Source organism: Roseovarius sp. MBR-51, from assembly GCF_053628575.1.
This window is the reverse complement of record NZ_JBRJGQ010000012.1, coordinates 36,874-58,147: the sequence shown is the minus strand read 5'-3', so window position 1 is coordinate 58,147 and position 21,274 is coordinate 36,874. Positions and strand designations below refer to the sequence as shown.

General features: G+C 60.9%; 21 protein-coding genes. 15 read left to right on the top strand and 6 right to left on the bottom strand.

Annotated elements, in window-relative coordinates:
• Positions 1 to 108 precede the first annotated feature (108 nt).
• From ACSSVY_RS16735 to ACSSVY_RS16715, 5 genes are all read left to right on the top strand, one after another.
• Complete coding sequence (locus ACSSVY_RS16735; protein ID WP_454270709.1) at positions 109 to 600, top strand: Lrp/AsnC family transcriptional regulator; 492 nt, start codon at positions 109 to 111, stop codon at positions 598 to 600.
• Positions 601 to 761: 161 nt separating this feature from the next.
• On the top strand, positions 762 to 1,904 hold the full coding sequence (locus ACSSVY_RS16730) for a glycine cleavage T C-terminal barrel domain-containing protein (RefSeq protein WP_454270708.1): 1,143 nt from the start codon (positions 762 to 764) through the stop codon (positions 1,902 to 1,904).
• Positions 1,905 to 1,931: 27 nt separating this feature from the next.
• Positions 1,932 to 2,381, top strand: coding sequence for an OsmC family protein (locus ACSSVY_RS16725; RefSeq protein ID WP_454270707.1), 450 nt, complete (start codon positions 1,932 to 1,934; stop codon positions 2,379 to 2,381).
• Between the two features lie 21 nt (positions 2,382 to 2,402).
• Positions 2,403 to 3,203 carry an enoyl-CoA hydratase gene (locus tag ACSSVY_RS16720; protein ID WP_454270706.1) on the top strand — a complete coding sequence of 267 codons (801 nt, stop codon included), beginning with the start codon at positions 2,403 to 2,405 and terminating at the stop codon, positions 3,201 to 3,203.
• Between the two features lie 3 nt (positions 3,204 to 3,206).
• Positions 3,207 to 4,877: an acyl-CoA synthetase gene (locus ACSSVY_RS16715; RefSeq protein WP_454270705.1), complete on the top strand. Its 1,671-nt coding sequence runs from the start codon at positions 3,207 to 3,209 to the stop codon at positions 4,875 to 4,877.
• Here the strand turns inward: ACSSVY_RS16715 and ACSSVY_RS16710 are convergent.
• Positions 4,858 to 5,646 (bottom strand): GntR family transcriptional regulator, encoded by a 789-nt coding sequence (locus ACSSVY_RS16710; protein WP_454270704.1) that lies wholly within the window; start codon positions 5,644 to 5,646, stop codon positions 4,858 to 4,860. The two genes, ACSSVY_RS16715 and ACSSVY_RS16710, sit on opposite strands and share 20 nt — an antisense overlap.
• Positions 5,639 to 6,763 carry an alpha-D-ribose 1-methylphosphonate 5-triphosphate diphosphatase gene (locus tag ACSSVY_RS16705; RefSeq protein WP_454270703.1) on the bottom strand — a complete coding sequence of 375 codons (1,125 nt, stop codon included), beginning with the start codon at positions 6,761 to 6,763 and terminating at the stop codon, positions 5,639 to 5,641. The genes ACSSVY_RS16710 and ACSSVY_RS16705 overlap by 8 nt, the downstream gene beginning before the upstream one ends.
• A 116-nt stretch (positions 6,764 to 6,879) precedes the next feature.
• Between ACSSVY_RS16705 and ACSSVY_RS16700 the strand changes: the two genes are divergently transcribed.
• The 3 genes from ACSSVY_RS16700 to phnE all read left to right on the top strand — a co-directional run bounded on the left by ACSSVY_RS16700 (position 6,880) and on the right by phnE (position 9,397).
• On the top strand, positions 6,880 to 7,737 hold the full coding sequence (locus ACSSVY_RS16700) for a PhnD/SsuA/transferrin family substrate-binding protein (protein ID WP_454270702.1): 858 nt from the start codon (positions 6,880 to 6,882) through the stop codon (positions 7,735 to 7,737).
• A 63-nt stretch (positions 7,738 to 7,800) separates the two neighbouring features.
• The gene (locus ACSSVY_RS16695; RefSeq protein WP_454270701.1) at positions 7,801 to 8,604 is read left to right on the top strand and encodes a phosphonate ABC transporter ATP-binding protein; all 804 of its coding nucleotides are present in this window, start codon (positions 7,801 to 7,803) and stop codon (positions 8,602 to 8,604) included.
• Positions 8,597 to 9,397: a phosphonate ABC transporter, permease protein PhnE gene (phnE, locus tag ACSSVY_RS16690; protein WP_454270700.1), complete on the top strand. Its 801-nt coding sequence runs from the start codon at positions 8,597 to 8,599 to the stop codon at positions 9,395 to 9,397. Before ACSSVY_RS16695 ends, phnE begins: the two co-directional genes overlap by 8 nt.
• A gap of 30 nt (positions 9,398 to 9,427) precedes the next feature.
• Here phnE and ACSSVY_RS16685 read toward each other — a convergent pair whose 3' ends face one another.
• Positions 9,428 to 11,455, bottom strand: coding sequence for an FkbM family methyltransferase (locus ACSSVY_RS16685; protein WP_454270699.1), 2,028 nt, complete (start codon positions 11,453 to 11,455; stop codon positions 9,428 to 9,430).
• A gap of 290 nt (positions 11,456 to 11,745) precedes the next feature.
• On the opposite strand from ACSSVY_RS16685, the gene ACSSVY_RS16680 reads away from it, so the two are divergent.
• The 7 genes from ACSSVY_RS16680 (at position 11,746) to ACSSVY_RS16650 (ending at position 18,987) form a co-directional block, all read left to right on the top strand.
• Positions 11,746 to 12,861, top strand: a complete 1,116-nt coding sequence (locus ACSSVY_RS16680) for a M24 family metallopeptidase (protein ID WP_454270698.1) — start codon at positions 11,746 to 11,748, stop codon at positions 12,859 to 12,861.
• Positions 12,862 to 13,007: 146 nt separating this feature from the next.
• Entirely contained in the window at positions 13,008 to 13,631 is a 624-nt protein-coding gene (locus ACSSVY_RS16675) for a helix-turn-helix domain-containing protein (RefSeq protein ID WP_454270697.1), read from the top strand.
• A 126-nt stretch (positions 13,632 to 13,757) separates the two neighbouring features.
• The gene (locus ACSSVY_RS16670) at positions 13,758 to 15,302 is read left to right on the top strand and encodes an ABC transporter substrate-binding protein (protein WP_454270763.1); all 1,545 of its coding nucleotides are present in this window, start codon (positions 13,758 to 13,760) and stop codon (positions 15,300 to 15,302) included.
• A 71-nt stretch (positions 15,303 to 15,373) separates the two neighbouring features.
• Complete coding sequence (locus ACSSVY_RS16665; protein WP_009816028.1) at positions 15,374 to 16,381, top strand: ABC transporter permease subunit; 1,008 nt, start codon at positions 15,374 to 15,376, stop codon at positions 16,379 to 16,381.
• A complete protein-coding gene (locus ACSSVY_RS16660; protein WP_045686406.1) occupies positions 16,378 to 17,295 on the top strand; it encodes an ABC transporter permease subunit in 918 nt (305 codons plus the stop codon). The genes ACSSVY_RS16665 and ACSSVY_RS16660 overlap by 4 nt, the downstream gene beginning before the upstream one ends.
• 4 nt (positions 17,296 to 17,299) lie before the next feature.
• Complete coding sequence (locus ACSSVY_RS16655) at positions 17,300 to 18,139, top strand: ABC transporter ATP-binding protein (protein WP_454270696.1); 840 nt, start codon at positions 17,300 to 17,302, stop codon at positions 18,137 to 18,139.
• On the top strand, positions 18,136 to 18,987 hold the full coding sequence (locus ACSSVY_RS16650) for an ATP-binding cassette domain-containing protein (RefSeq protein ID WP_454270695.1): 852 nt from the start codon (positions 18,136 to 18,138) through the stop codon (positions 18,985 to 18,987). Before ACSSVY_RS16655 ends, ACSSVY_RS16650 begins: the two co-directional genes overlap by 4 nt.
• Positions 18,988 to 19,177: 190 nt before the next feature.
• On the opposite strand, the gene ACSSVY_RS16645 is transcribed toward ACSSVY_RS16650, so the two are convergent.
• From ACSSVY_RS16645 to torT, 3 genes are all read right to left on the bottom strand, one after another.
• Positions 19,178 to 20,011, bottom strand: a complete 834-nt coding sequence (locus ACSSVY_RS16645) for a hypothetical protein (RefSeq protein ID WP_454270694.1) — start codon at positions 20,009 to 20,011, stop codon at positions 19,178 to 19,180.
• Complete coding sequence (locus ACSSVY_RS16640; RefSeq protein WP_454270693.1) at positions 19,990 to 20,124, bottom strand: DUF6471 domain-containing protein; 135 nt, start codon at positions 20,122 to 20,124, stop codon at positions 19,990 to 19,992. Before ACSSVY_RS16640 ends, ACSSVY_RS16645 begins: the two co-directional genes overlap by 22 nt.
• Positions 20,125 to 20,191: 67 nt before the next feature.
• Complete coding sequence (torT, locus tag ACSSVY_RS16635; protein ID WP_454270692.1) at positions 20,192 to 21,247, bottom strand: TMAO reductase system periplasmic protein TorT; 1,056 nt, start codon at positions 21,245 to 21,247, stop codon at positions 20,192 to 20,194.
• Positions 21,248 to 21,274: the final 27 nt, after the last annotated feature.

Below are 21,274 nucleotides of genomic sequence, written 5' to 3'. Positions count from 1 at the left end.
GAGGTCGCAAAAGAGATCACGCCAACAGGGGGGCGGCATTAGATTGAGGGCGGGGCAGGTCCGGGCCTGCCCGCTGTCGTGGCGAGAGGCAATGAAAGTTTCGGACGGATGAAGAGGCTCGGTCTTGATGCGACGGATATTCGCATTCTCACGGCGATTCAGAAGCATGGGCAACTGAGCAAGAACAGACTGGCCGAGATTGCCAATATCTCGCCCACACCCTGCTGGGCGCGTTTGGACAGGCTCAAGGCTGCCGGATTCATCCGCGGCTATCACGCCGATCTCGTTCTGGATAAAATCTGTGACTTTACCGAAGTGGTGGTCACGGCCTCTTTGACCCATCATCGCAAATCGGATTTCGACCGGTTCGAGAGCTTTGTCAGGGGGCAGGACGAGATCACCGAATGTATCGCCACAGGCGGTGGCATGGACTATGTGATGCGCGTTATTTGCGCCAATCTCACGGCTTTCCAGACCTTGATGGAGGCCATGCTGGCGGCTGAGTTGGGGATTGACCGCTATATGACCTATATCGCCACGCGCCGGGTCAAATCCAGCCAGCCCAACCTCTCGCACTTGACCGCCAGAACCGGCAAGTGACACTCTGCGCCTGAGCAGTCTGTTTGAGGCCCGCAAAATAGTCTGATCGGTCTGAGTCTTGCATGTTTTTAGACCGCAAACTCCCCAAGTTCGCCCCTAGAAGGGCGTCAGGATTAGACAGTCCAAAGCCGGAAGGCCGAGGGCAAACAAGGGCGCAAACCATGACACAAGCAGACGACTTCGGCTTCGGCACTCAGATCCGCAAATCCCCCTATTTCGACGCCACCGTGCGTTGGGGTGCCAAGGGGTTTTCGGTTTACAATCATATGTATATCCCCCGCGATTTCGGCGATCCGGAGCAGAATTTCTGGACCCTCGTGAATGAGGCCATTCTCTGCGACGTGGCGGTCGAGCGTCAGGTCGAGATCACCGGCCCCGATGCCGCACGCTTTGTCCAGATGCTGACCCCGCGCGATCTGTCCAAGATGGCGGTGGGCCAGTGCAAATACATCCTGATCACCAATGCAGAGGGCGGCATCCTGAACGATCCGATCCTGCTGCGTCTGGCCGAAAACCATTTCTGGATTTCGCTGGCTGACAGCGACATTCTGCTCTGGGCGCAGGGCGTGGCGGTGCATTCCGGTCTGGACGTCACCATCGGCGAACCAGATGTGTCACCGCTGCAATTGCAGGGGCCGAAATCGGGCCTGATCATGCAAGAGCTTTTTGGCGAGAGCATTCTTGATCTGAAATACTACTGGCTGCGCGAGCTTGAGCTTGACGGCATTCCGCTGCTCGTGTCGCGCACCGGCTGGTCGAGCGAATTGGGCTATGAGATCTATCTGCGGGACAGCGCCCATGGCGATGCGCTCTGGGAGCGGATCATGGCGGCGGGGATGCCGTTTGGTCTCAAGCCCGGTCACACCTCCTCCATCCGCCGGATCGAGGGCGGTATGTTGTCCTATCATGCCGATGCGGACATCAACACCAACCCCTATGAGCTGGGTTTGGACCGGCTGGTCAATCTCGAGATCGAGGCCGAATTCATCGGCAAGGCCGCGCTGCGCCGCATTCGCGACGCGGGTCCGCGCCGCAAGCAGATCGGCCTGATCATTGATGGCGCACCGCTCAAGGGACCGAACACCACGTTTTGGGCGATCAATGTTGCGGGCACGCCCGTGGGCAAGGTCACATCAGCCGTCTATTCGCCGCGTCTGGAGCGCAATATCGCACTGGCCATGGTCGCGGCAGAGCATGCCCATATCGGTGCCGAGGTCGAGGTCGTGACCGGTCAGGGGCCAGTGCGCGCCGTGATGGTGGAGCGTCCCTTCTACGACCCCAACAAGAAAATCGCCGCCGCCTGAGCGTTGGCCCGAACCGAGACTTGATCCATGTCCGACCTCGCAATCGAGCTGCATTGGCAGCGCGCCGAACCTGTGCTGCACACCGGCAAATATTCCAATGCCCATACCGTGCAGTTCAACAACCGCCATGATGTCCAAGTGGACGCCGCCCCGGATTGGGGCGGTGATCCCGCCCACACCAACCCCGAACAGGCGCTCGCCTCGGCGCTGTCGAGTTGCCACATGATGACCTTTCTGGCGCTCGCGGCCAAGGCGGGGTGGCCGGTTGCGAGCTATCACGACTATGCCGTGGCCCATTTGGGCAAGAACGCCAAAGGGCAGATGTCGGTCACACGCATTGATCTGCACCCGGTGGTGCGGTTCGACACCGGTTTTGCGATGGAGGATGCGACGCTGGCAGAGATGCAGGACCGGGCGCACCGCTATTGCTTTATCGCCAACACGCTCGCCGAGAGCGTGGAAATCAACATTCTCTGACGACTGAAAGGGCCTGTTCCCGTGCAAAAGAACGACATCCTCCTGCGAGACCTCGACAGCGATGGCATCCTGCGCCTCACACTCAATGACGTGGGACGGCGTAATGCGCTGTCTGAGGCAATGCTTGCAGAGCTGAACGCGGCCTTGGCCGAAGCGGGGAACAATCCTGCGGTCCGGGTGGTGGTTCTGGCAGCCAACGGTCCGGCGTTTTGCGCGGGTCACGATCTCAAGGAAATGACCGCCGGGCGGGCGGATGCGGACCGGGGCCGGGCCTATTTCACCAAGATCATGGCGCTCTGTTCCGGTGTGATGCAATCCATCGTGAATTGCCCCAAGCCGGTGATCGCCGAAGTCACAGGCATTGCAACCGCCGCAGGCTGTCAGTTGGTGGCAAGCTGTGATCTGGCACTCGCGGCGGATACGGCGCGCTTCAGCACACCGGGGGTGCATATCGGGTTGTTCTGCTCGACGCCGATGGTGGCACTGTCGCGCAATGTGGCGGGCAAGCATGCGATGGAGATGTTATTGACCGGCGATATGACAGCCGCCGCGCGCGCGGCGGAAATCGGGCTGGTCAACCATGTGGTCGCGCCCGAAGACTTGCAGGCCGCCACGATGACCCTGGCGCGCAGGATTGCGTCAAAATCCAGCATGACCTTGGCCACGGGAAAGCGGGCGTTCCATGCGCAACGCGAGATGGGCCTGTCCGATGCCTATGCCTATGCCTCTGCCGTGATGGTGGACAACATGCTCGCGCGGGATGCCGAAGAGGGCATTGGTGCCTTTATCGAAAAACGAAGCCCCCAGTGGCAGGATGCCTGACCCATGACGCCGAACCCCTATAACACCGGCCTTGACCGCACCCGCGCGAATTACCAACCGCTGACACCGCTCAGTTTTCTGGAGCGTGCCGCCAGTGTGTTTCCCGATCACACGGCAATTGTGCACGGCGCGCTGCGGCGCAATTACGCCGATTTCTACGCGCGCTCGCGGCAATTGGCTTCGGCGCTGAGCGCAAGGAGATTGGGGCGCGGTGATACCGTGTCGGTGATGCTCGCCAACACACCCGCGATGCTGGAGTGTCATTACGGCGTGCCGATGTCTGGCGCGGTGTTGCATTCGATCAACACGCGGCTCGACGCGGCCATCATCGCGTTTCAATTGGACCATGCTCTGTCACGGGTGGTGATCGTGGACCGCGAATTCATGCCGCTGATGCAAGACGCGCTGTCGCAGGCGAACGTCACCCCGCTTCTAATCCAATATGACGACCCGGAGTTCAGCGGTCCGGAATTCGCGACCGACGCCGAGGACTACGAGATTTTCCTGTCAGCGGGTGATCCGGCGTTCGACTGGCTGATGCCAGAGGATGAATGGGACGCGATTTCGATCAACTACACGTCTGGAACGACGGGCGATCCCAAGGGCGTGGTGTCGCATCACCGAGGGGCCTATCTCTTGGCGCAGGGCAACGCGCTGACCACCTCGATGGCCAAACATGCGGTCTATCTCTGGACCCTGCCGATGTTCCACTGCAACGGCTGGTGTTTCCCCTGGACGCTTTCTGCCATCATCGGCACGCATGTCTGTCTGCGCCAAGTGCGGGCGGACCCGATCTGGGAGGCGCTGGCGCAAGAGCGGGTGACACATCTCTGCGGTGCGCCCATTGTCATGTCGCTCTTGATCTCGGCCCCCGAGACTGTGAAGCGCCCCCTGGATCACAGGGTGCAATTTTTCACCGCCGCCGCACCGCCGCCCGAAAAACTGCTCGCGGATATGAAAGACGCGGGCTTTGACGTGACCCACCTTTACGGGCTGACCGAGACTTATGGCCCGGCGGTCGTCAACGACTGGCATGGCGAGTGGTCGGCTCTGCCCGCCGCGCAGCAAGCCAAGCTCAAGGCGCGCCAGGGCGTGCGCTATCTGGCGCTTGAGGGGCTGGATGTGATGGACCCCGAGAGCATGACCCCCGTGCCGTGCGACGGGCAGACAATGGGCGAGGTCATGTTTCGCGGCAATGTCGTGATGAAGGGCTATTTCCGCAATCCGCAGGCCACGCAAGACGCCTTTGCTGGCGGCTGGTTCCACTCTGGCGATCTGGGTGTGCGACATCCCGATGGCTATATCCAGCTCAAGGACCGGTCCAAGGATGTGATCATCTCGGGCGGCGAGAACATATCGTCCATCGAGGTGGAAGAGGCGCTCTATCGTCATCCGGCAGTGGCTGTGACGGCTGTGGTCGCCATGCCGCATGAGAAATGGGGCGAGACGCCGTGCGCCTTTGTCGAACTGACCGAGGGGCAGGTGGCGGATGCCGAAACCCTGCGGGCATGGTGCCGCGACCACCTGGCCGCCTACAAGGTTCCCGGCCACTTTGTCTTTTTGCCCATCCCGCGCACGTCGACCGGCAAGATCCAGAAATTCCTGTTGCGGGCGCAGGCCGAAGATTTGGCGATGAGCTGCATCCCGGACCCGGCTATCTCGGCGGTGACTTGAACACGAATTCGACGCCTGTCATCGGCCAGCAGCCTCGGTTGAATTCGATCGCCGCGTCATTCGGATCGCGGTTGATGGCGGTGACATATTGCACCGGGGTATTGTCGTTGAGGCAAAGGATTTCCGCCTCATCCGGTTGCGCAAAGCCCCCGCTCACGCGGGTTTCGGCGCGCCGAAACCATGGGATTCCCGCCGCCTTGTAAACCGCGCTTACCGATTGACCGATCGTGTAGATATGTTCGAATTCGGGAAAGCGGTGCGCGGGCAATTCCTTGCGCGTGAAATAGATGGGCGCACCGTCCAAGAGACGCATTCGGTGCAGCACGATCACCAGATCCCCCGGCCCCAGATCAAAGAGACGCGCCGCCTCGGGGCTCGGCGTGGCCCGTTCCAGCCGCAGGGTGCGCGATGTCACCTGCGCCTCGCATCCAATGAGAGAGTCGGCAAAGCGCATGTCGTTGCGGATTACAAAGGCACGCGGCGCGGGGCGCACGAAAATGCCCACACCCTTGCGCGCCTGCAATTTGCCTTCGCTCTGCAAGAGGGCGAGCGCGCGGCGCATCGTCAGACGGCTGACCCGGAACATCTCGGCCAATTGCACCTCGCCGGGCAGGCGGCTGCCGGGGGTCACCATGGCCCCATCGATTGCCCGCGCTAAGCGGTCATAGATCTGCAACCAGATCGGGCGCTCGGAGCGGGCGTCATAGGCCAGCGCCCCCAGCCGGGCGAGACCTGTCTCCGCCTGCGATAGCTCTGTCAGATCAGCCACGGGTCAGCACCTTTCTGCCTTGGACAAACACCGCCTCGATCTTGCGGGTGTCCGGGTTCACCACAAGAACATCCGCCCGTTTGCCCGGCCGGAGCGCGCCCCTGTCATCCAGCCCAGCCGCCGCCGCCGGATTGGCAGACACCAGCGCCCAAGCCTTTGACAGCGGCAGGATGCCAGCCTCGTGCAGCCGCCACACCGCATGAAACGGCGCGGGATAGTAATAATCCGACGCAAGCACGGTGCAGAGCCCCGCCCGGATTGCCGCCGTCGCGCAGAGCGCGCCATTGTGGCTCTCGCCGCGCAGGGCATTGGGCCCGCCAAGGATCACAGGCTCATTCGCCGCCCGCGCCTCGGCGGCGGCCTCTTCGGACATCGGAAATTCGGTCACCGTCACGCCGCGCGCGCGCCCCGCGCGCCGGTCCTCGGCGGTCATGTCGTCATGGGATAGAACAGGGTGGCCAAGTGCGATGGCCCCAGCACAAATCCGGTCCATCGCCCCCGGCACCTCATCCCGGCGGGCCAGCATTGCCGTAATCGCAGCCTTGGCATCAGCGGGCGCAAGGCCCATGCGCACGGCCATCCGCTTGAGCTTGGCGCTGTCCTCTCCCAGCTTGTGATTGGCGCTGGTGTGATCGTTGAGCGAGAGGATATCGCCCGGTCGCCGCGCGAGCCACCCCAGCACCTCATCGACATGGTCGATGGCATAGGTCTCCCAGCGGATGTTCAGCCGCGTATCGCAGGCCAGCATCGGTGCAACCCGTTCCAGCGCCGCAAGCAGCGCGCGCGTGATGGCAATGTCGCGCAGACCCGGCTCCCACGAGACGGTCAATCCGTGATAGGCGGTCGTGATCCCGTTGGAGATGAGTTGCGCATCCGCCTCGCGATAGGCCAGATCATAGGGGAAATGCACGCCCGGACGCGGCTGCACCAGCGCCTCGAACCCGTCGCCGTGCAGATCAATGATCCCCGGCAGGATCAGACGCCCGCGGGCGTCATAGGTCTCGGCCCGCTCGGCGGCCTCTGCGGTGATCCATCCGTCGGCCATATGCAGCGGTGCCGCCTCAAAGCGGTCGCCCAAGAGGGTTTGACCGCCGGTGAGTGTCCAGTTTGTCGTCATGTCGTCGCAAGTCCCCGTGTCACGAAAGTGTCAACCGAATCCCTTATCCCTGCGTTGTGTGACGTTCCTGTATACACAACAACGCTCAATTGGCCCCGAACCCACCGGAGACACCCATGATCCGTTCCCTGCTCGCCGCCGCCGCGGTATCCGTTGCCAGCAGCCTGCCCGCATTTGCAGAGCCTCTGAAATTCGCCGTCACCGACATTGAGGGCCTCGAAACCCTGCAACAAGAGTTTGGGGCGTTCGAGGCGAAACTCGAAGAACTGACCGGTCAGCAGATCAAGCTTTTCCCCGTCAGCTCTCGCACCGCCGCTGTTGAGGCGCTCAATCAGGATCAGGTTGATCTGGTTCTGACCGGCCCGGCGGAGTATGTCGTGATCAAGGAATTGACCGACGCCCGGATCGTGACCGCCTGGCAGCGCCCCAATTACTACGCCCAGATCGTCACCCTGTCGGATGGGCCGATCAAATCGGTGCAGGATCTCAAGGGCAAGGTCGTGACCTTTGGCTCTGTCGGCTCGACGTCGCAGCATCTTGGGCCCGCGCAGGTGCTGGCAGATTTCGGTCTCGTCTATAACACCGACTACCAGCCGCAGATCATTTCCCGCAACACCGCAATCGAGGCGCTCATTCGCGGCGATGTTGCCGCCGTCGGCATGAACGAAAGTCACCTTGGCCGTATTCGCGAAGCCTTTCCCGAGGTATCCTTTACCGTTGTCGCCCGTGGCCGCGACTTGCCCAATGACATCCTCGTGGCGCGCTCTGGCGCGGATACCGATGCGGTGGCTGCGGTCAAATCCGCCTTTGTCGATCACGCGCCGGAATTGATGGCGGCGATCCTGACCGGCGAGGACAACCAGAAATTCAAGGGGGGGTTCTTTCTGACCGAGGTCGAGGACAGCGATTACGACTATGTCCGCTCGATGTATGCGACCATTGGTGTGGATACCAAATCCTTCGTCGGAAACTGAACGGGGACAGCCCCACCCGGCCGGGGGCAGCGCCCCCGGTCTTTTGCAATCCGGAGATTGGCCATGCTTGACCTTGAGGTTGAGACGCTGAGTGACCCGCAGCAACGGGAGGCCGATCAAACCCCGTTGATCATGGCGCGCGGGCTGATCAAGGGCTATGGCCGGGGCAGTATCGTTCTCGACCGTATTGACCTGGATATTCGCCGGGGCGAGCGTGTGGCCTTGATCGGGGCCAATGGCTCTGGCAAATCCACCCTTCTCAAGAGCCTGATTGGCCTGCATCCGATTTCTGGTGGCACGCTGACCTGCTTTGGCCATCCGGTCGGCCCAGAGGCCGGGCACGCGCACCGGATGCGCATGCGTCGTCAGACTGGCTTTGTCTTTCAGAAACATTGCCTTGTGCGTCGGCGCTCGGTTCTCTCCAATGTCATTCACGGCATGTTCGGTGAGCCCGGAAGCTGGCGCGCGTTTTCGCATAGCCTCGCCCCCCTTACGTGGCGCAACCGCGCGATGCAGGCGCTCGGTGATGTCGATCTCGAGCACAAGGCCCTGCACCGCGCCGATGCGCTCTCGGGCGGGCAGCAACAACGCGTCGCCATTGCTCGCGCGCTTGTGCGGCGTCCGCGTCTGCTCATCGCCGATGAACCGGCGGCGAGCCTTGATCCGGTGTCGGGCGTTAATGTCATGGACCTCTTTACCAAATTGTGCCGGACACAGGGTATCACGCTGCTCTACACCTCGCATGACATGGCGCATGCGATGGATTACGCCGACCGGATTGTCGCGCTCAAGGGGGGGCGGGTGTTCTTTGACCGCCCGGTGAGCAGGGTCACGCCAGCCGATCTCAGAGACACATTCGATGGGTGATCAGCGCCTTCAGGCACCAGACCGGTTCCGCCGCGTCTCAGCGGTGAATTTCGTCCTGCTGGTCGCTCTCGGGGCCGTCATCCTTGTCTCCATGGGTCAGGTTGCCCCCTCTCCGCAGCAATTGGCCCAAGGATTGCCGGGCATGGCGAACCTGATTGGCCGGATGTTACCACCCAACCTGGAGCCGGATTTTCTGGCCCGCGTCGCACTGCGCATGATCGAGACCTTTCAAATCGCCCTCGTGGGTGCGGCCATTGGGATCGTGATCAGCCTGCCGATTGCATGGTGTGCCGCACGCGGAGTCTCGCCGCTCGGGCGTGGCAATATTCTGGTCAAGGCGTTCATTTCTTTTCTGCGCACCGTGCCGGATCTGGTCTGGGCGCTGCTCTTCGTGGCGTCGATCGGGCTTGGGGCTGTGGCGGGCACGATGACCATCATGGTCGATACCATCGGCTTTTGCGGCCGCTTCTTTGCCGAGGCGATGGAGGACGCGGAAAAGGAACCGCAAGAGGCGTTGGCGGCCATTGGGGCCAATCGCCCTTCGATCCTCATCGGGGCGATACTGCCCGATATCATGCCCTCGCTGATCAATTCCTCGCTCTTCGCGCTGGAAAAGGCGGTGCGGTCTTCGGTCGTTCTGGGATTGGTCGGCGCGGGCGGGATCGGTCAGGAACTCAAGGTCGCCTTTGACCTCTTTCAGTACCGCAACGCCTCGATGATCATTCTGGCGATCTTTGCGATTGTTCTTCTGATGGAAATTTGCACCGACAAACTACGCGCCCGCCTGTCGTGAGCATCCGTCGCGACGGGCAGAAGGGCGCCGTTAAACCTTGTCGATGAACCGTTCCGCCACCTTGGTCTTGATCTCGCCGCGCTGCACCAGAATTTCGAGACAGCGCAGGGTGATGTCGGAAAACCCATAGCAGGTGTCACACAAGAGCGCGATCTTGCGCAGATCCCCGCTGGCAATCGCATCGGGTCGCGACAGGTCGCGCAGATAGAGAATATCGCCATCCAGCATCTGCTGTGGCGTTGCCCCCTCCATCTGCCCCAACCACTTGGATCGCACCAATCGCTTTTCGATATGCAGGAACGAATGCGGCACCAGCCCATGATGTTGCAAGATGCGGTCGATCTCGCCAAAGGAAGGCTGGTTGTCATAGAGCGGAAAGAAATTCACCTCGCTCTGCACTGCAAGCGTCTGCGACAGCGCCGTCTTGGCATGGCCAAAGATCATCGCCTCGGCCCCCTGCACGTCGATCTTGAGGAAATCCACCCGGCCAATGCCCTCGATCTCATCGAGCTTGCGGCTGGGCAGGTCAATATGTCCGGTGGGCCGCGCGGCACGGCGCAGGCCCAGCAGGTGATCCAGCGTCGCCTGTCGGATTTCGAGCAACGAGGCGAGCCCCGACCCCCGATAGAGGTTGAGCCGATGGGTCTCGCCATCACCCACAACATCTGGAAAATAGGTCTCATTCAGGGATTTCTGCGCGTTGAGCGACGCAAGGGCCTCGGGTTGCGGCTCGAACCCGGTTACATGCGCATGGCCTGCGGCCAGCAGCTCTTTGTAGGGCGCATCATGGTTCATCGGGTTGGCCCCGATGTCGAGAATACGCAGGGGTTCGGTCAACCCCAAGGTCTCGACCAGATCCGCCAACCGCGTCCTGGCGCGCTCGGCCGGGGGGCCATCATCGCGTGCGGGCGCGGCAAGTGGCGTCGCCTGTACCGCGTGCAGGCTGGACCCCGATCCGTCGTGCAGATCTTGCAGAACCATCATCATCTGTGCGGAGATGATCGCGGGTGCGCGCCGTTGCGCAAAATCAAATGCCGCCAGACGCCGCACGCGCAGCTCTTGGTCCGGCATCTCGACCAGGCGCGTCATCATCCGCAAAAGGCCGCGCGGTGCCTGCGGATCGTAGAGCAGGTCGTGATTGTCGGGGGCGACATGGTCGCGCAGCGCATCGGTCGCCGGGCCGATCACCGGCAGGCCAAACCCCTGTGCCAGCATCACCGACCCCGATGTGAACAGGGTGTTGAACGGCGCAACAAAAACCTGCGCCCGCGCAAATATGCCGGCGACGGCCTCATCGGGGACAGCCTCATCCGTGATCTTGATGGCGTCCAGCCCCTGCAAATCGCGAAACAGTTTCTGGTGACTGCGCGCCGACCGGCCACAGAGATGCAGGTGAAACGGAACCTCGCGCCGCAGCAGAACCTTGGCGGTATCGACCAGCGTATCAAGTCCCTTGTTGGCCCGGAACGCGCCAAAGAACAAAAACGACCGCGCGGCGCAGGTGGGCAGATCGCGCGTCAGGCTGGTCTCTTCCGCCTCGTAATGACCAAGGTAACTCGGGTGAGGGATGATCCGCAGGCGCGCCACCTCTACGCCCCAGTCGCGCTGCATATGCAGGGCTGCATCGGGGGTATGCACATGCACCAGATCTGCCAGCGCCACGACACGGGCGCGCGCGGCGCGAAAGGTCGCGGGGTCCACGTCCCGGTGCGGGCTGCGATTGTGAACCGTCCACAGGATACGCCCGCCACCGGCCTTGAACGCCTCAAGCGCCGCCAGATCACGCTCTGCGTCATTGGTATTGGCCTCGCTGTCGCGGGAACGGCCAAAAATCAGATCATCCCAATGCAGATGCAGCAGCCGTTGCCCCGCTGCCAGCATCTTGGGCAGATCGACAATCTCGGTCTTGTTGAACGGTTCAGCGCAAAACGCGGCGTGTTCGGCGGAATAGAGCAACCGTTGATAGGGATTGCCGCGTGACATCGGCAGGTTGAGAACTGGCGCGGGGGCCGCAGCCTCTTGTGGTTGTGCGGTCTTGATCGTTGCGCTTTTCGCCATATCTCGCCCTCTTTCGCCCTACCAATTACGATTGATCCGGCGCTTGCAACAGAAATCTACCCGTTCGGCCCGTCAGACAAGGCCATATGACACAGCCCGGCCACGTTCCTGCCGGAACCGGATCAAAAACCGCGGCTGACCTGTTCCGGCAGCCAGATCAGGCGGCGCGGTCCGCGGCGCTCAGAAGGGCCGTGTGACGCCCCGGATTGTCTTCTATTGTCGCGGCATCCGGGTTGATTCGCTGCGCTGCGCGTCGCACCCGCCCACGATCCAATCCGGCAGGAGCCGCAATGACCCCCTTTCCGCTCGCCCAATCCCGCCTCTCCGACCTACGCACCCGTATGGAGGCCACCGGCACTGATCTGGTGGCTCTTGGGCCGTCGAGCCATATGGCATGGCTCTCGGGCGTGCATCCACATGGCGACGAGCGGCCCGTTATGCTCTTGGTCAGCCGCGCGTATGCCGGGTTTCTCATGCCCTCGCTCAATGCTGCCTCGGCGCGGCAATCGACCGATCTGCCGTTTCATATGTGGCGCGATGACGAAGGTCCGCAGGCGGCGCTAGACGACATTTTGCGCACCTGTGACGCTGCGCGCCCCGGCCTGTCGGTGGTGTTGGATGAGACCATGCGCACGGATTTTTCGCTTTTGCTGCTTGACCATCTGGACACGCCGACCCGCCGGTTTACCGACGATACGGTCGGCGCGCTGCGTGCCTGCAAGGACGCCGCCGAGTTCGACGCGATCAAGGCCGCGCATCGTCTCAATGACCAAGCCGTGCAGGCTGCCTTTGACGCGCTCCGCGAGGGGATGACCGAGCGCGATCTGGTGCAGTTCATTCAGGATTTCTATGGCGCGCAGGGCGCGACGCTGGAATTCTGTTCGGTCTGCTTTGGCCCGTCGGGGGCCTTTCCGCACCATACGCCCGGCATGACGCGGCTGGAGCGAAACATGCCCGTATTGCTCGATACCGGCTGCCGCCTGAGCGGCTATCCCTCCGACATGACGCGCTGCGGCTATTTCGGCACGCCCGACGCCACCTATACAGAGGTTTTCACCGTGGTTGATCAGGCCGTTCGCGCCGCGATTGCTGCGGCGCGGCCCGGCGCATTGGCGCGCGATGTCGACAAGGCGGCGCGCGATGTGATCACCGCCGCAGGTTATGGCGACCGCTTCTTGCACCGCACCGGCCATGGTCTTGGCATCGACATCCACGAGCCGCCCTATATCACCGCAACTTCGGATGCACCTCTTTCAGAGGGCAATGTCTTTTCCATCGAACCGGGCATCTATCTAGAAGGCCGCTTTGGTCTCCGGCTCGAGGAAATCGTGATCCTGCGGTCCGAGGGTGCCGAGGTATTCTCGGACATGCCCCGCGACCTGCTGGTGCGCCCGGTGCCTGGCTGATCCGATTGGCGTCAACCCAAGGCTGTATTGCGCCATAGGTCCGATTCGGTGGCAAAAAATTTTCCAGAGGCAAAAATTTTTGTTGCAATGGCTTTGCATTTCGTCTGAGGTATGGCCAAGAAACGCCTGCTGACCCAAGGACGCCGATGACCTATTCACCTGCCGGTGCGCCACTCGCCTTGGGCCGCCGCATACGAAAACGCAGGCAACTCATGTCGATGACCTTGCAGGATCTCAGCAACGGATGTGGAGTGTCGGTGAGCTATCTCAGCCAGATCGAACGCGACAATGCCGTGCCCACCCTGGGCACGCTGGCCGAAATCGCGGCGGCGCTTGATGTGAGTATCGACCATTTCATCGCCACTCCAAGACAGGCGGATAGCGTGACCCGCGCGGAGACACGCCCGCAATTTTCCATTTCCGGCACCTCGATCATCTATGAACAGATCGGGGCCGAGTTTCCGGGGCATGAGCTTACGTCGTTCATCCTGAATGTTCCGCCTGCCTATGAGTCCGAGACCGTGCAACATTCCGGCGAAGAGCTGATCTTTGTGCTCGACGGCGAGATCCTTCAAGTGGTCAATGGTCAGCAGTTCCTGCTGCGCGCCGGGGACAGTATGCATTATCTCGGCCAGCATCCGCATTCCTGGTCCAACGTCAGCGCGCATTGGGCGCGTCTGCTCTGGACCGGCAAGATGCTGCATGGCGCAACCCCCTCGTCCTATGTGCCGCGCGCTGTCGCGGATACTCCAAAATCCCACATTCCCTGAGCGACATCACAGTATGTCGCTCTGGCACCAGCCGGGCAAACCGGCGCAATCTTACCAAATCCAACAAGGAGAACACGCGTGAAACACCTACTGCTCTGCGCTTCGGCTCTGGCGCTGACCGCCACGATGTCCGAGGCCAAAACCTTTGTCTATTGCTCCGAAGCCTCGCCCGAGGGCTTTGATCCCGCGCCCTTTACCGCAGGCGGCACATTTGATGCCTCGGCGCATCCGATCTACAACCGCCTGACCGAGTTCAAGAAAGGCACGACCGAGGTCGAGCCGGGCCTTGCGACAAGCTGGGACGTGTCCGAGGACGGCACCGAATACACCTTTCATCTGCGCGAGGGTGTCAAATGGCACGCCAACGACACCTTCACGCCCACCCGTGACTTTAACGCCGATGACGTGATCTTTTCCTACGAGCGTCAGGGGTCGGCCGATCATCCGTGGCACCAGTATATCGCCGGTGTGACTTATGAATATTACACCTCGATGGCGATGCCCGAGCTGATCAAATCCATCGAGAAAATCGACGACTACACCGTCAAATTCACCCTGAACCAGCCCGAGGCACCGTTCCTTGCGAATATCGCGATGCCCTTTGCCTCGATCGTGTCCAAGGAATATGCCGATACGCTTGACGCCGCAGGCACCAAGGAAGATCTCAACAACCTGCCCATCGGCACCGGCCCGTTCAAGTTCGTAGCCTATCAAAAGGACGCCGTTGTCCGCTACACCAAGAACGCCGACTATTGGGGCGAGGGCGCGATCATTGATGATCTGGTCTTTGCCATCACGCCCGACGCGGCCGTGCGCCTGCAAAAGCTCAAGGCTGGCGAATGCCACCTGATGCCCTATCCGGCCCCGGCTGATATCGAGACGATCAAGGCAGATCCCAACCTCAAACTGGACGAACAGGCCGGTCTGAATGTGGGCTATCTGGCCTATAACACCACCGTTGCGCCATTTGACAACGCCCGCGTCCGCAAGGCGCTGAACATGGCGATCAACAAGGACGCCATCGTTGACGCGGTGTTCCAAGGGGCGGCTGCCCCCGCCAAGAACCCGATTCCGCCAACCATGTGGTCCTATAACGATGCGATCGAGGATGATCCCTACGATCCCGAAGCCTCCAAGAAGATGCTGGAGGAAGAGGGCGTGACCGACCTCTCGATGAAAATCTGGGCCATGCCGGTGCAGCGCCCCTATATGCCCAACGCGCGTCGCTCGGCAGAGCTGATGCAGGAAGACCTCTCCAAGGTGGGCGTCACGGTCGAGATCGTGTCTTATGAATGGGGCGAGTATCTGCAAAAGTCGATGGAAGCAGGGCGTGACGGTGCGGTGATGCTGGGCTGGACCGGCGACAATGGCGATCCCGACAACTTCCTGTCGGTGCTCTTGTCCTGCGATTCCGCTGGTGAAGGTGGTGCCAACCGCGCCTTCTGGTGCAACGAGGAGTTTTCCAAGCTGCTCAAGGATGCCAAAATCACCGCCGACCCCGCAGAGCGGACCGCGCTCTACGAACAGGCGCAGGTGATCTTCAAGGATCAGGCCCCGTGGTTCACCATCGCACACTCGACCCAATACGTGCCGATGTCGACCAAGGTCTCCGGCTTCAAAATGAGCCCCTTGGGTGATTTCACCTTCGAGACCGTCGACATTGCCGAATAACCGGATCGTCCTGATCTGAAACCGAACGCGCGGGGGCTTGGCCCTCGCGCGTTTTCAAAGGAAAACGGCGCATGATCCGATTCATCCTGTCCAAACTCCTCTACTTGATCCCGACGTTTCTCGGGATCACCATCATCGCCTTCAGCTTTGTGCGCATCCTGCCCGGTGATCCGGTGCTGCTGATGGCGGGTGAGCGTGGCGTGACGCCCGAACGGCATGCCGAACTGAGCGCACAATTGGGCTATGATCAGCCCATCGTGATGCAGTATTTCGAGTTCCTCGGACGACTCTTGCAGGGCGACATGGGCAATTCGCTCGTGACCAAGAAGCCGGTGCTGGAGGAATTCCTGACCCTCTTTCCCGCGACCGTCGAACTTGGCCTCTGCGCCATTCTCATCGCGACGGTGATCGGCGTTACCGTCGGCGTACTTGCCGCCATCCGACGCGGAAGCTGGTTTGACCAGATTTCCATGACCCTCGCTCTCGTCGGGTTTTCCATGCCGATTTTCTGGTGGGGGCTGCTGCTCATCATCTTTTTCTCGGGCATTCTGGGCTGGACGCCGGTGTCGGGGCGCATAAGCCTCTTGTATTACTTCCCCGATGCAACCGGGTTCATGCTGATCGACAGCCTGCTCTCGGGGCAAAAGGGGGCGTTCACCTCGGCGCTGAGCCACCTCATCCTGCCGTCGCTGGTGCTGGCCACCATCCCGCTTGCGGTCATAGCCCGCCAGACCCGATCTGCCATGCTCGAAGTGATGGGCGAGGATTACGTTCGCACCGCCCGCGCCAAGGGCATGCCGCAATACCGCGTCATCGGCATCCATGCCCTGCGCAATGCGATGGTGCCGGTGGTTACCACCATTGGCCTGCAAATCGGGGTGCTTATGGCCGGTGCCATCCTGACCGAAACCATCTTTTCATGGCCCGGCATCGGCAAATGGATGATCGATTCCATCTCGCGCCGGGATTATCCGGTGGTGCAATCCGGCCTCCTGCTCATCGCGGCGCTCGTGATGATCGTCAACCTGCTGGTCGATCTGACCTATGGCCTCATCAACCCGAGGATTCGTGTGAAATGAGCGATACATCCAATCTTGCCGCCCCGGTGAAATTGTCCGACGCGGCAATCCGCCGTCGCATGCTGGCTGAATTCTGGTTCTACTTCAGCCAGAACCGCGGCGCGGTCATCGGGCTGGCGGTCTTTATCTGCTTGGTGCTGACGGCCGTCTTTGCCGCTGCACTGGCCCCGCATGACCCCACCACGCAATACCGCGAGGCGCTGCTCGTGCCCCCCGTCTGGGCCGAAGGCGGCAGCACGCAGTTCCTGCTGGGCACCGATGCCGTTGGGCGCGACATGCTCTCGCGCCTGATCTTTGGTGCGCAATATTCGCTCTTTATCGGTATCGTTGTGGTCTCCATCGCTCTTTTTGGTGGCGTCATCATCGGCCTTTTGGCCGGGTTCTTTGGCGGCTGGATTGACAGCGTCATCATGCGGATGATGGATGTGATCCTGGCCTTCCCCTCGCTCCTCCTGGCGCTCGTGCTGGTGGCGGTGCTGGGGCCGGGGCTGACCAATGCGATGATCGCCATCGCGATTGTCTATCAGCCGCATTTCGCCCGCCTGACCCGCGCCGCTGTCATGTCCGAGATGAAGCGTGAATATGTCAGTGCCGCGCGCGTGGCGGGCGCGGGCAATCTGCGCCTGATGTTCAAGACCATCCTGCCCAATTGCCTTGGGCCGCTGATCGTGCAGGCAACATTGTCCTTCTCCTCGGCGGTGCTCGATTCCGCCGCCTTGGGCTTTCTAGGCATGGGGGCACAGCCGCCCTCGCCGGAATGGGGCACCATGCTGGCCGAGGCGCGCGAATTCATCCTGCGCGCGTGGTGGGTTGTCACATTCCCCGGCCTCGCCATCCTGATTTCGGTGCTGGCGATCAACCTCATGGGCGACGGGTTGCGTGATGCGCTTGACCCCAAGCTGAAGCGGAGTTGACGGTATGGCGCTTTTGAACATCAAGAACCTGACCGTCAAATTCGCCACCGCCACCGGCAGCTTTACGGCCGTGGACGGCATCGACGTGCATGTCGACCGCGGCGAGGTGCTGGCCATTGTGGGCGAGAGCGGCTCTGGCAAATCGGTTTCGATGCTGGCGGTCATGGGGCTCTTGCCCGATACCGCCACCATCACCGCCGATGAAATGACCTATGACGGGCGCGACATCTCGAACCTCTCCGCGTCAGAGCGGCGGACCCTCATTGGCCGCGAGATCACCATGATCTTTCAGGAGCCTGTCGCCTCGCTCAACCCCTCCTTCACCGTGGGATTTCAGATCGAAGAGGTGTTGCGCCTCAACCTTGGTCTCTCGCGGCGCGATGCCCAAAGCCGCGCGCTCGACCTCTTCCGCGCCGTGGGCATCCCCGAGCCCGAGGCCAAGATCAACGCCTATCCGCATCAGATGTCGGGCGGACAATGCCAGCGGGTGATGATCGCCATTGCCATCGCCTCGAACCCGCGCCTTCTGATCGCGGATGAGCCGACAACGGCCCTCGACGTGACCATCCAGAAACAGATTCTCGACCTCTTGATGAAACTGCAAGAGGATTACGGCATGGCGCTGATCCTGATCACCCATGACATGGGCGTCGTGGCTGAAACCGCTGATAGGGTGGTGGTGCAATATCAGGGGAAAAAGATGGAAGAGGCCGATGTGCTCTCGCTCTTTGAAAACCCTCAGAGCCCCTATGCCCGCGCGTTGCTCTCGGCGCTGCCGGAACATGCAACCGGCGACCGCCTGCCCACGGTCTCTGATTTCTTTGCGCAGGAGACCGCCCGATGACCGCCGCAGCCATCCCCCCCGTTGTCGAAGGTCGCGGCATCGTGCAGGATTATGCCGTGCCCGGCAGCCTCTTTGCCCGCGCCGGCTCGGTGCGCGCCCTCAACGGCATCGACTTCAAGGTCGACAAGGGCAAGACCCTCGCGATTGTCGGCGAAAGCGGCTCTGGCAAATCGACCCTCGCGCGCATCATCGCCCTGATCGACCCGGCGTCGGGCGGCGAGTTGCGGATTGACGACCACGCGGTCGATATTGCCCGCAAACGCCCCGGTCCCGTCCTGCGCTCCAAGGTGCAGATGGTGTTCCAGAACCCCTACGGCAGCCTCAATCCCCGCCAGAAAATCGGCAATGTGCTGATGGAACCCTTGGTGATCAACACCGATATGCCGAGCTCCGAGCGCCGCGACCGCGCCGAGGCGATGATCAAGAAGGTCGGCTTGCAGCCAGAGCATTTCAACCGCTACCCGCATATGTTCTCGGGTGGTCAGCGCCAGCGCATCGCGATTGCCCGCGCGCTGATGCTCAATCCTTCGCTGCTGGTGCTGGATGAACCGGTCTCGGCGCTCGATCTCTCGGTGCAGGCGCAGGTGCTCAACCTCTTGGCCGATTTGCAGGACGAGTTCGAGCTGACCTATGTCTTTGTCAGCCATGACCTATCTGTCGTGCGCTATATCGCCGATGAGGTGATGGTGATCTCCAAGGGTGAGGCGGTCGAGCAAGGCAGCCGCGAGGCGCTATTTGCCGACCCGCAACACCCCTACACCCGCGCCCTCTTTGCGGCGACGCCCGTCACCGATGTCGCAGCCATCCGCGCCCGCGTCGAGCGCCGCAAGGCCGCGAGAAGCGCGTAGGGTGTTGGGTGAGGATTGGGGGAGGTCAGATTTAACGGTTGCCCCAATTTCTAGGGCGCCCGTAGTACCGAACGTGCGCAGCTTATAAACGGCACGCACTTGGCGTGATGGTCTATCGATCGTGAAATGTAGGATTATCGAACCGCGCGAGGGCTGTGCAATGATTGAGATGCCTTTGTAAATTTTGCAACTATTCACCATTACTGAGGGACATTTTTGTTCGCTTAAAACTTCCACTTTTTATGGTAGACCAATACAAATGAGCTTTGGCAGTAATTGGAGTTACTTGAACATCGGGGAAAACGGTTGCGTAGAAAACGGTAACTTCGCAGGTGCAGTTGAAGGCTTCAATGGAATCAATTGGATCAGAAATTCTTACTGTAACAACTTCCTGACCTGCTGCGCGAATGTCCCCGACGTGGAACTTTACTTGTCGTTCGCCGCAGGCGCGAGATTCTCCACATATGACCAAATCTGTGTGCACCTCCGCCACTGCAGCGCGGGCAGGAGATTGCCCGGAGTTTGTAATTAAGATTTCCACTTTGTTGGTGCCGTCATCATCGCGATAGTACTCAACCGCTTCAACGTTCAAATAAGCCCGAACTTGGGCCTCACCAATGCGAGCAGTATCCTTGGCCATAGCTTGGGTGGCTTTAAGAGTTTTCCAAACAAAGAACACACCAAGAAGAGTTATTACAGTAAGCCATACAGTGACGATGAGCATTCCAAACGCCCACGCTGACATGTCTTGCTGAGCCTTCAGATCATACTCAGCCTGCTTTATGCTCCCTTCAGTGCTAATATTGTCAGCAAGACAAGTAAGCCAGTCGATGAAACCAGCCTCATCCAGTATGGCTCTGCAGGCGGCTGAGTTATTCTCGGCGGCTTCAGCTTGATATTGGGACGCGGCTACGCGTTCAATGGCTTGGCTTTCCTGATACGTTAATAAAATATCCAATGAATACAACAACGCGGCACAAAAGACGAATAGTCCAAGTGCAATCAACCAACGATCTTTAAACATCGCAACATGAACACTGCGCTGAACGCCCCTCGGAATAGCTCGTTCGCAACATTCACCTCTGTATGATTGATTCCAATGACCAGCAGCCTTTCAACAAGCTCTGCGTATGTCACGCCATTTCTGTTCAACTTTGCGGTATCGTTTGCGAATGGTTCGATCCCAAGAACTCGACACCCCGCGTCACTCCATTTCGAACACCGGGATGAAGCTGGCCGGGGCGAGGGTCTCGGCCAGATCGGTGTTGTCCACCATGTCAGAGGTCACCAACTGGATCTTTGGTCCCGCGTGGCGGACCTCCAGTGTGCCCTCAATCGCCCGGACCGCCATTTCAATGGCCAGTTTGCCCTGCATGATCGGGAAATCCGTGGGGGCCGCCAGAATCCGTCCCCGCCGGATGCCGCGAAACACCGCATGGCTCATGTAATCCGACACGATGCTGATCCGGTCCTGTAGTCCGCGCGCGCGCAGGATCGACACCGCCACCTCGGCGGTGGGGGCGCTGCCCACCAGATAGTCGATCTCAATCCCGCTATCGAGCGTTTCCTCAACCAGCGTCACCTGTATCTCGCGCCCAGTGTCGCCATATTTGGTGAGCGCGATGCTGGCCGAACTCTCTGTAATGGCCGCGCGGAATCCGGCCTCGACAAAGCCGACCCAGCCCGCCCCCTCCGGCCCCGGAAACCACGCCAGCCGCACCGGCGCGCTGCCCTTAGGATGCCGCGCGGCGATAAAGCGGCCGGCCGTTGCCCCCATCTCGTACCACGACACCGCCGCCTTGGCCGCGATCCCCGGATCGGCAATGTCATTGACGGCGGCGATCACCGGCACCTTTTCCGACAGCGTCTGCACCGTCGGCGTCAACCCGTCAAACGACACGGTGCCCACAATCAGCGCATCGGCCCCCTGCGCCACACACTCCGTGATCTGCTCGATCTGCCGCGCAAGATTGGGATAGCCGCCCGCCTCGACCAGACGAAAGCCGACCCCCAGACGCTCGGCCTCTTGGACCATTCCGTAATTCACCGACAGCCAATAGGCGTCCTTGAGATGCGGATAGGACACGCAGATCGTCCAGGGTGAGGCCGCCCTGAGCAGGGGCCGATAGGCCAAGGGCTGTGCGGCACTCTCATAATCGAATGGCACCACATGGGTTTGCAGCGGCCAAACCTCTTCTGCACTCTCGGCCCAGAGCGGCAGCGGCAAGAGCATCAGCACACAGGCTATTATTCTTTGCATGAAAATCTCACTCCTCCGCAGAAAATT

Bases quoted from the DNA above. Each gene is read 5' to 3' on its own strand.
- ACSSVY_RS16730 (WP_454270708.1), top strand. From the start codon at position 762: ATGACACAAGCAGACGACTTCGGCTTCGGCACTCAGATCCGCAAATCC.
- ACSSVY_RS16725 (WP_454270707.1), top strand. From the start codon at position 1,932: ATGTCCGACCTCGCAATCGAGCTGCATTGGCAGCGCGCCGAACCTGTG.
- ACSSVY_RS16705 (WP_454270703.1), bottom strand. From the start codon at position 6,763: ATGACGACAAACTGGACACTCACCGGCGGTCAAACCCTCTTGGGCGAC.
- ACSSVY_RS16650 (WP_454270695.1), top strand. From the start codon at position 18,136: ATGACCGCCGCAGCCATCCCCCCCGTTGTCGAAGGTCGCGGCATCGTG.
- ACSSVY_RS16665 (WP_009816028.1), top strand. From the start codon at position 15,374: ATGATCCGATTCATCCTGTCCAAACTCCTCTACTTGATCCCGACGTTT.
- ACSSVY_RS16695 (WP_454270701.1), top strand. From the start codon at position 7,801: ATGCTTGACCTTGAGGTTGAGACGCTGAGTGACCCGCAGCAACGGGAG.
- ACSSVY_RS16660 (WP_045686406.1), top strand. From the start codon at position 16,378: ATGAGCGATACATCCAATCTTGCCGCCCCGGTGAAATTGTCCGACGCG.
- phnE (WP_454270700.1), top strand. From the start codon at position 8,597: ATGGGTGATCAGCGCCTTCAGGCACCAGACCGGTTCCGCCGCGTCTCA.
- torT (WP_454270692.1), bottom strand. From the start codon at position 21,247: ATGCAAAGAATAATAGCCTGTGTGCTGATGCTCTTGCCGCTGCCGCTC.
- ACSSVY_RS16715 (WP_454270705.1), top strand. From the start codon at position 3,207: ATGACGCCGAACCCCTATAACACCGGCCTTGACCGCACCCGCGCGAAT.
- ACSSVY_RS16680 (WP_454270698.1), top strand. From the start codon at position 11,746: ATGACCCCCTTTCCGCTCGCCCAATCCCGCCTCTCCGACCTACGCACC.
- ACSSVY_RS16700 (WP_454270702.1), top strand. From the start codon at position 6,880: ATGATCCGTTCCCTGCTCGCCGCCGCCGCGGTATCCGTTGCCAGCAGC.
- ACSSVY_RS16675 (WP_454270697.1), top strand. From the start codon at position 13,008: ATGACCTATTCACCTGCCGGTGCGCCACTCGCCTTGGGCCGCCGCATA.
- ACSSVY_RS16685 (WP_454270699.1), bottom strand. From the start codon at position 11,455: ATGGCGAAAAGCGCAACGATCAAGACCGCACAACCACAAGAGGCTGCG.
- ACSSVY_RS16655 (WP_454270696.1), top strand. From the start codon at position 17,300: ATGGCGCTTTTGAACATCAAGAACCTGACCGTCAAATTCGCCACCGCC.
- ACSSVY_RS16645 (WP_454270694.1), bottom strand. From the start codon at position 20,011: ATGTTTAAAGATCGTTGGTTGATTGCACTTGGACTATTCGTCTTTTGT.
- ACSSVY_RS16735 (WP_454270709.1), top strand. From the start codon at position 109: ATGAAGAGGCTCGGTCTTGATGCGACGGATATTCGCATTCTCACGGCG.
- ACSSVY_RS16670 (WP_454270763.1), top strand. From the start codon at position 13,758: ATGTCCGAGGCCAAAACCTTTGTCTATTGCTCCGAAGCCTCGCCCGAG.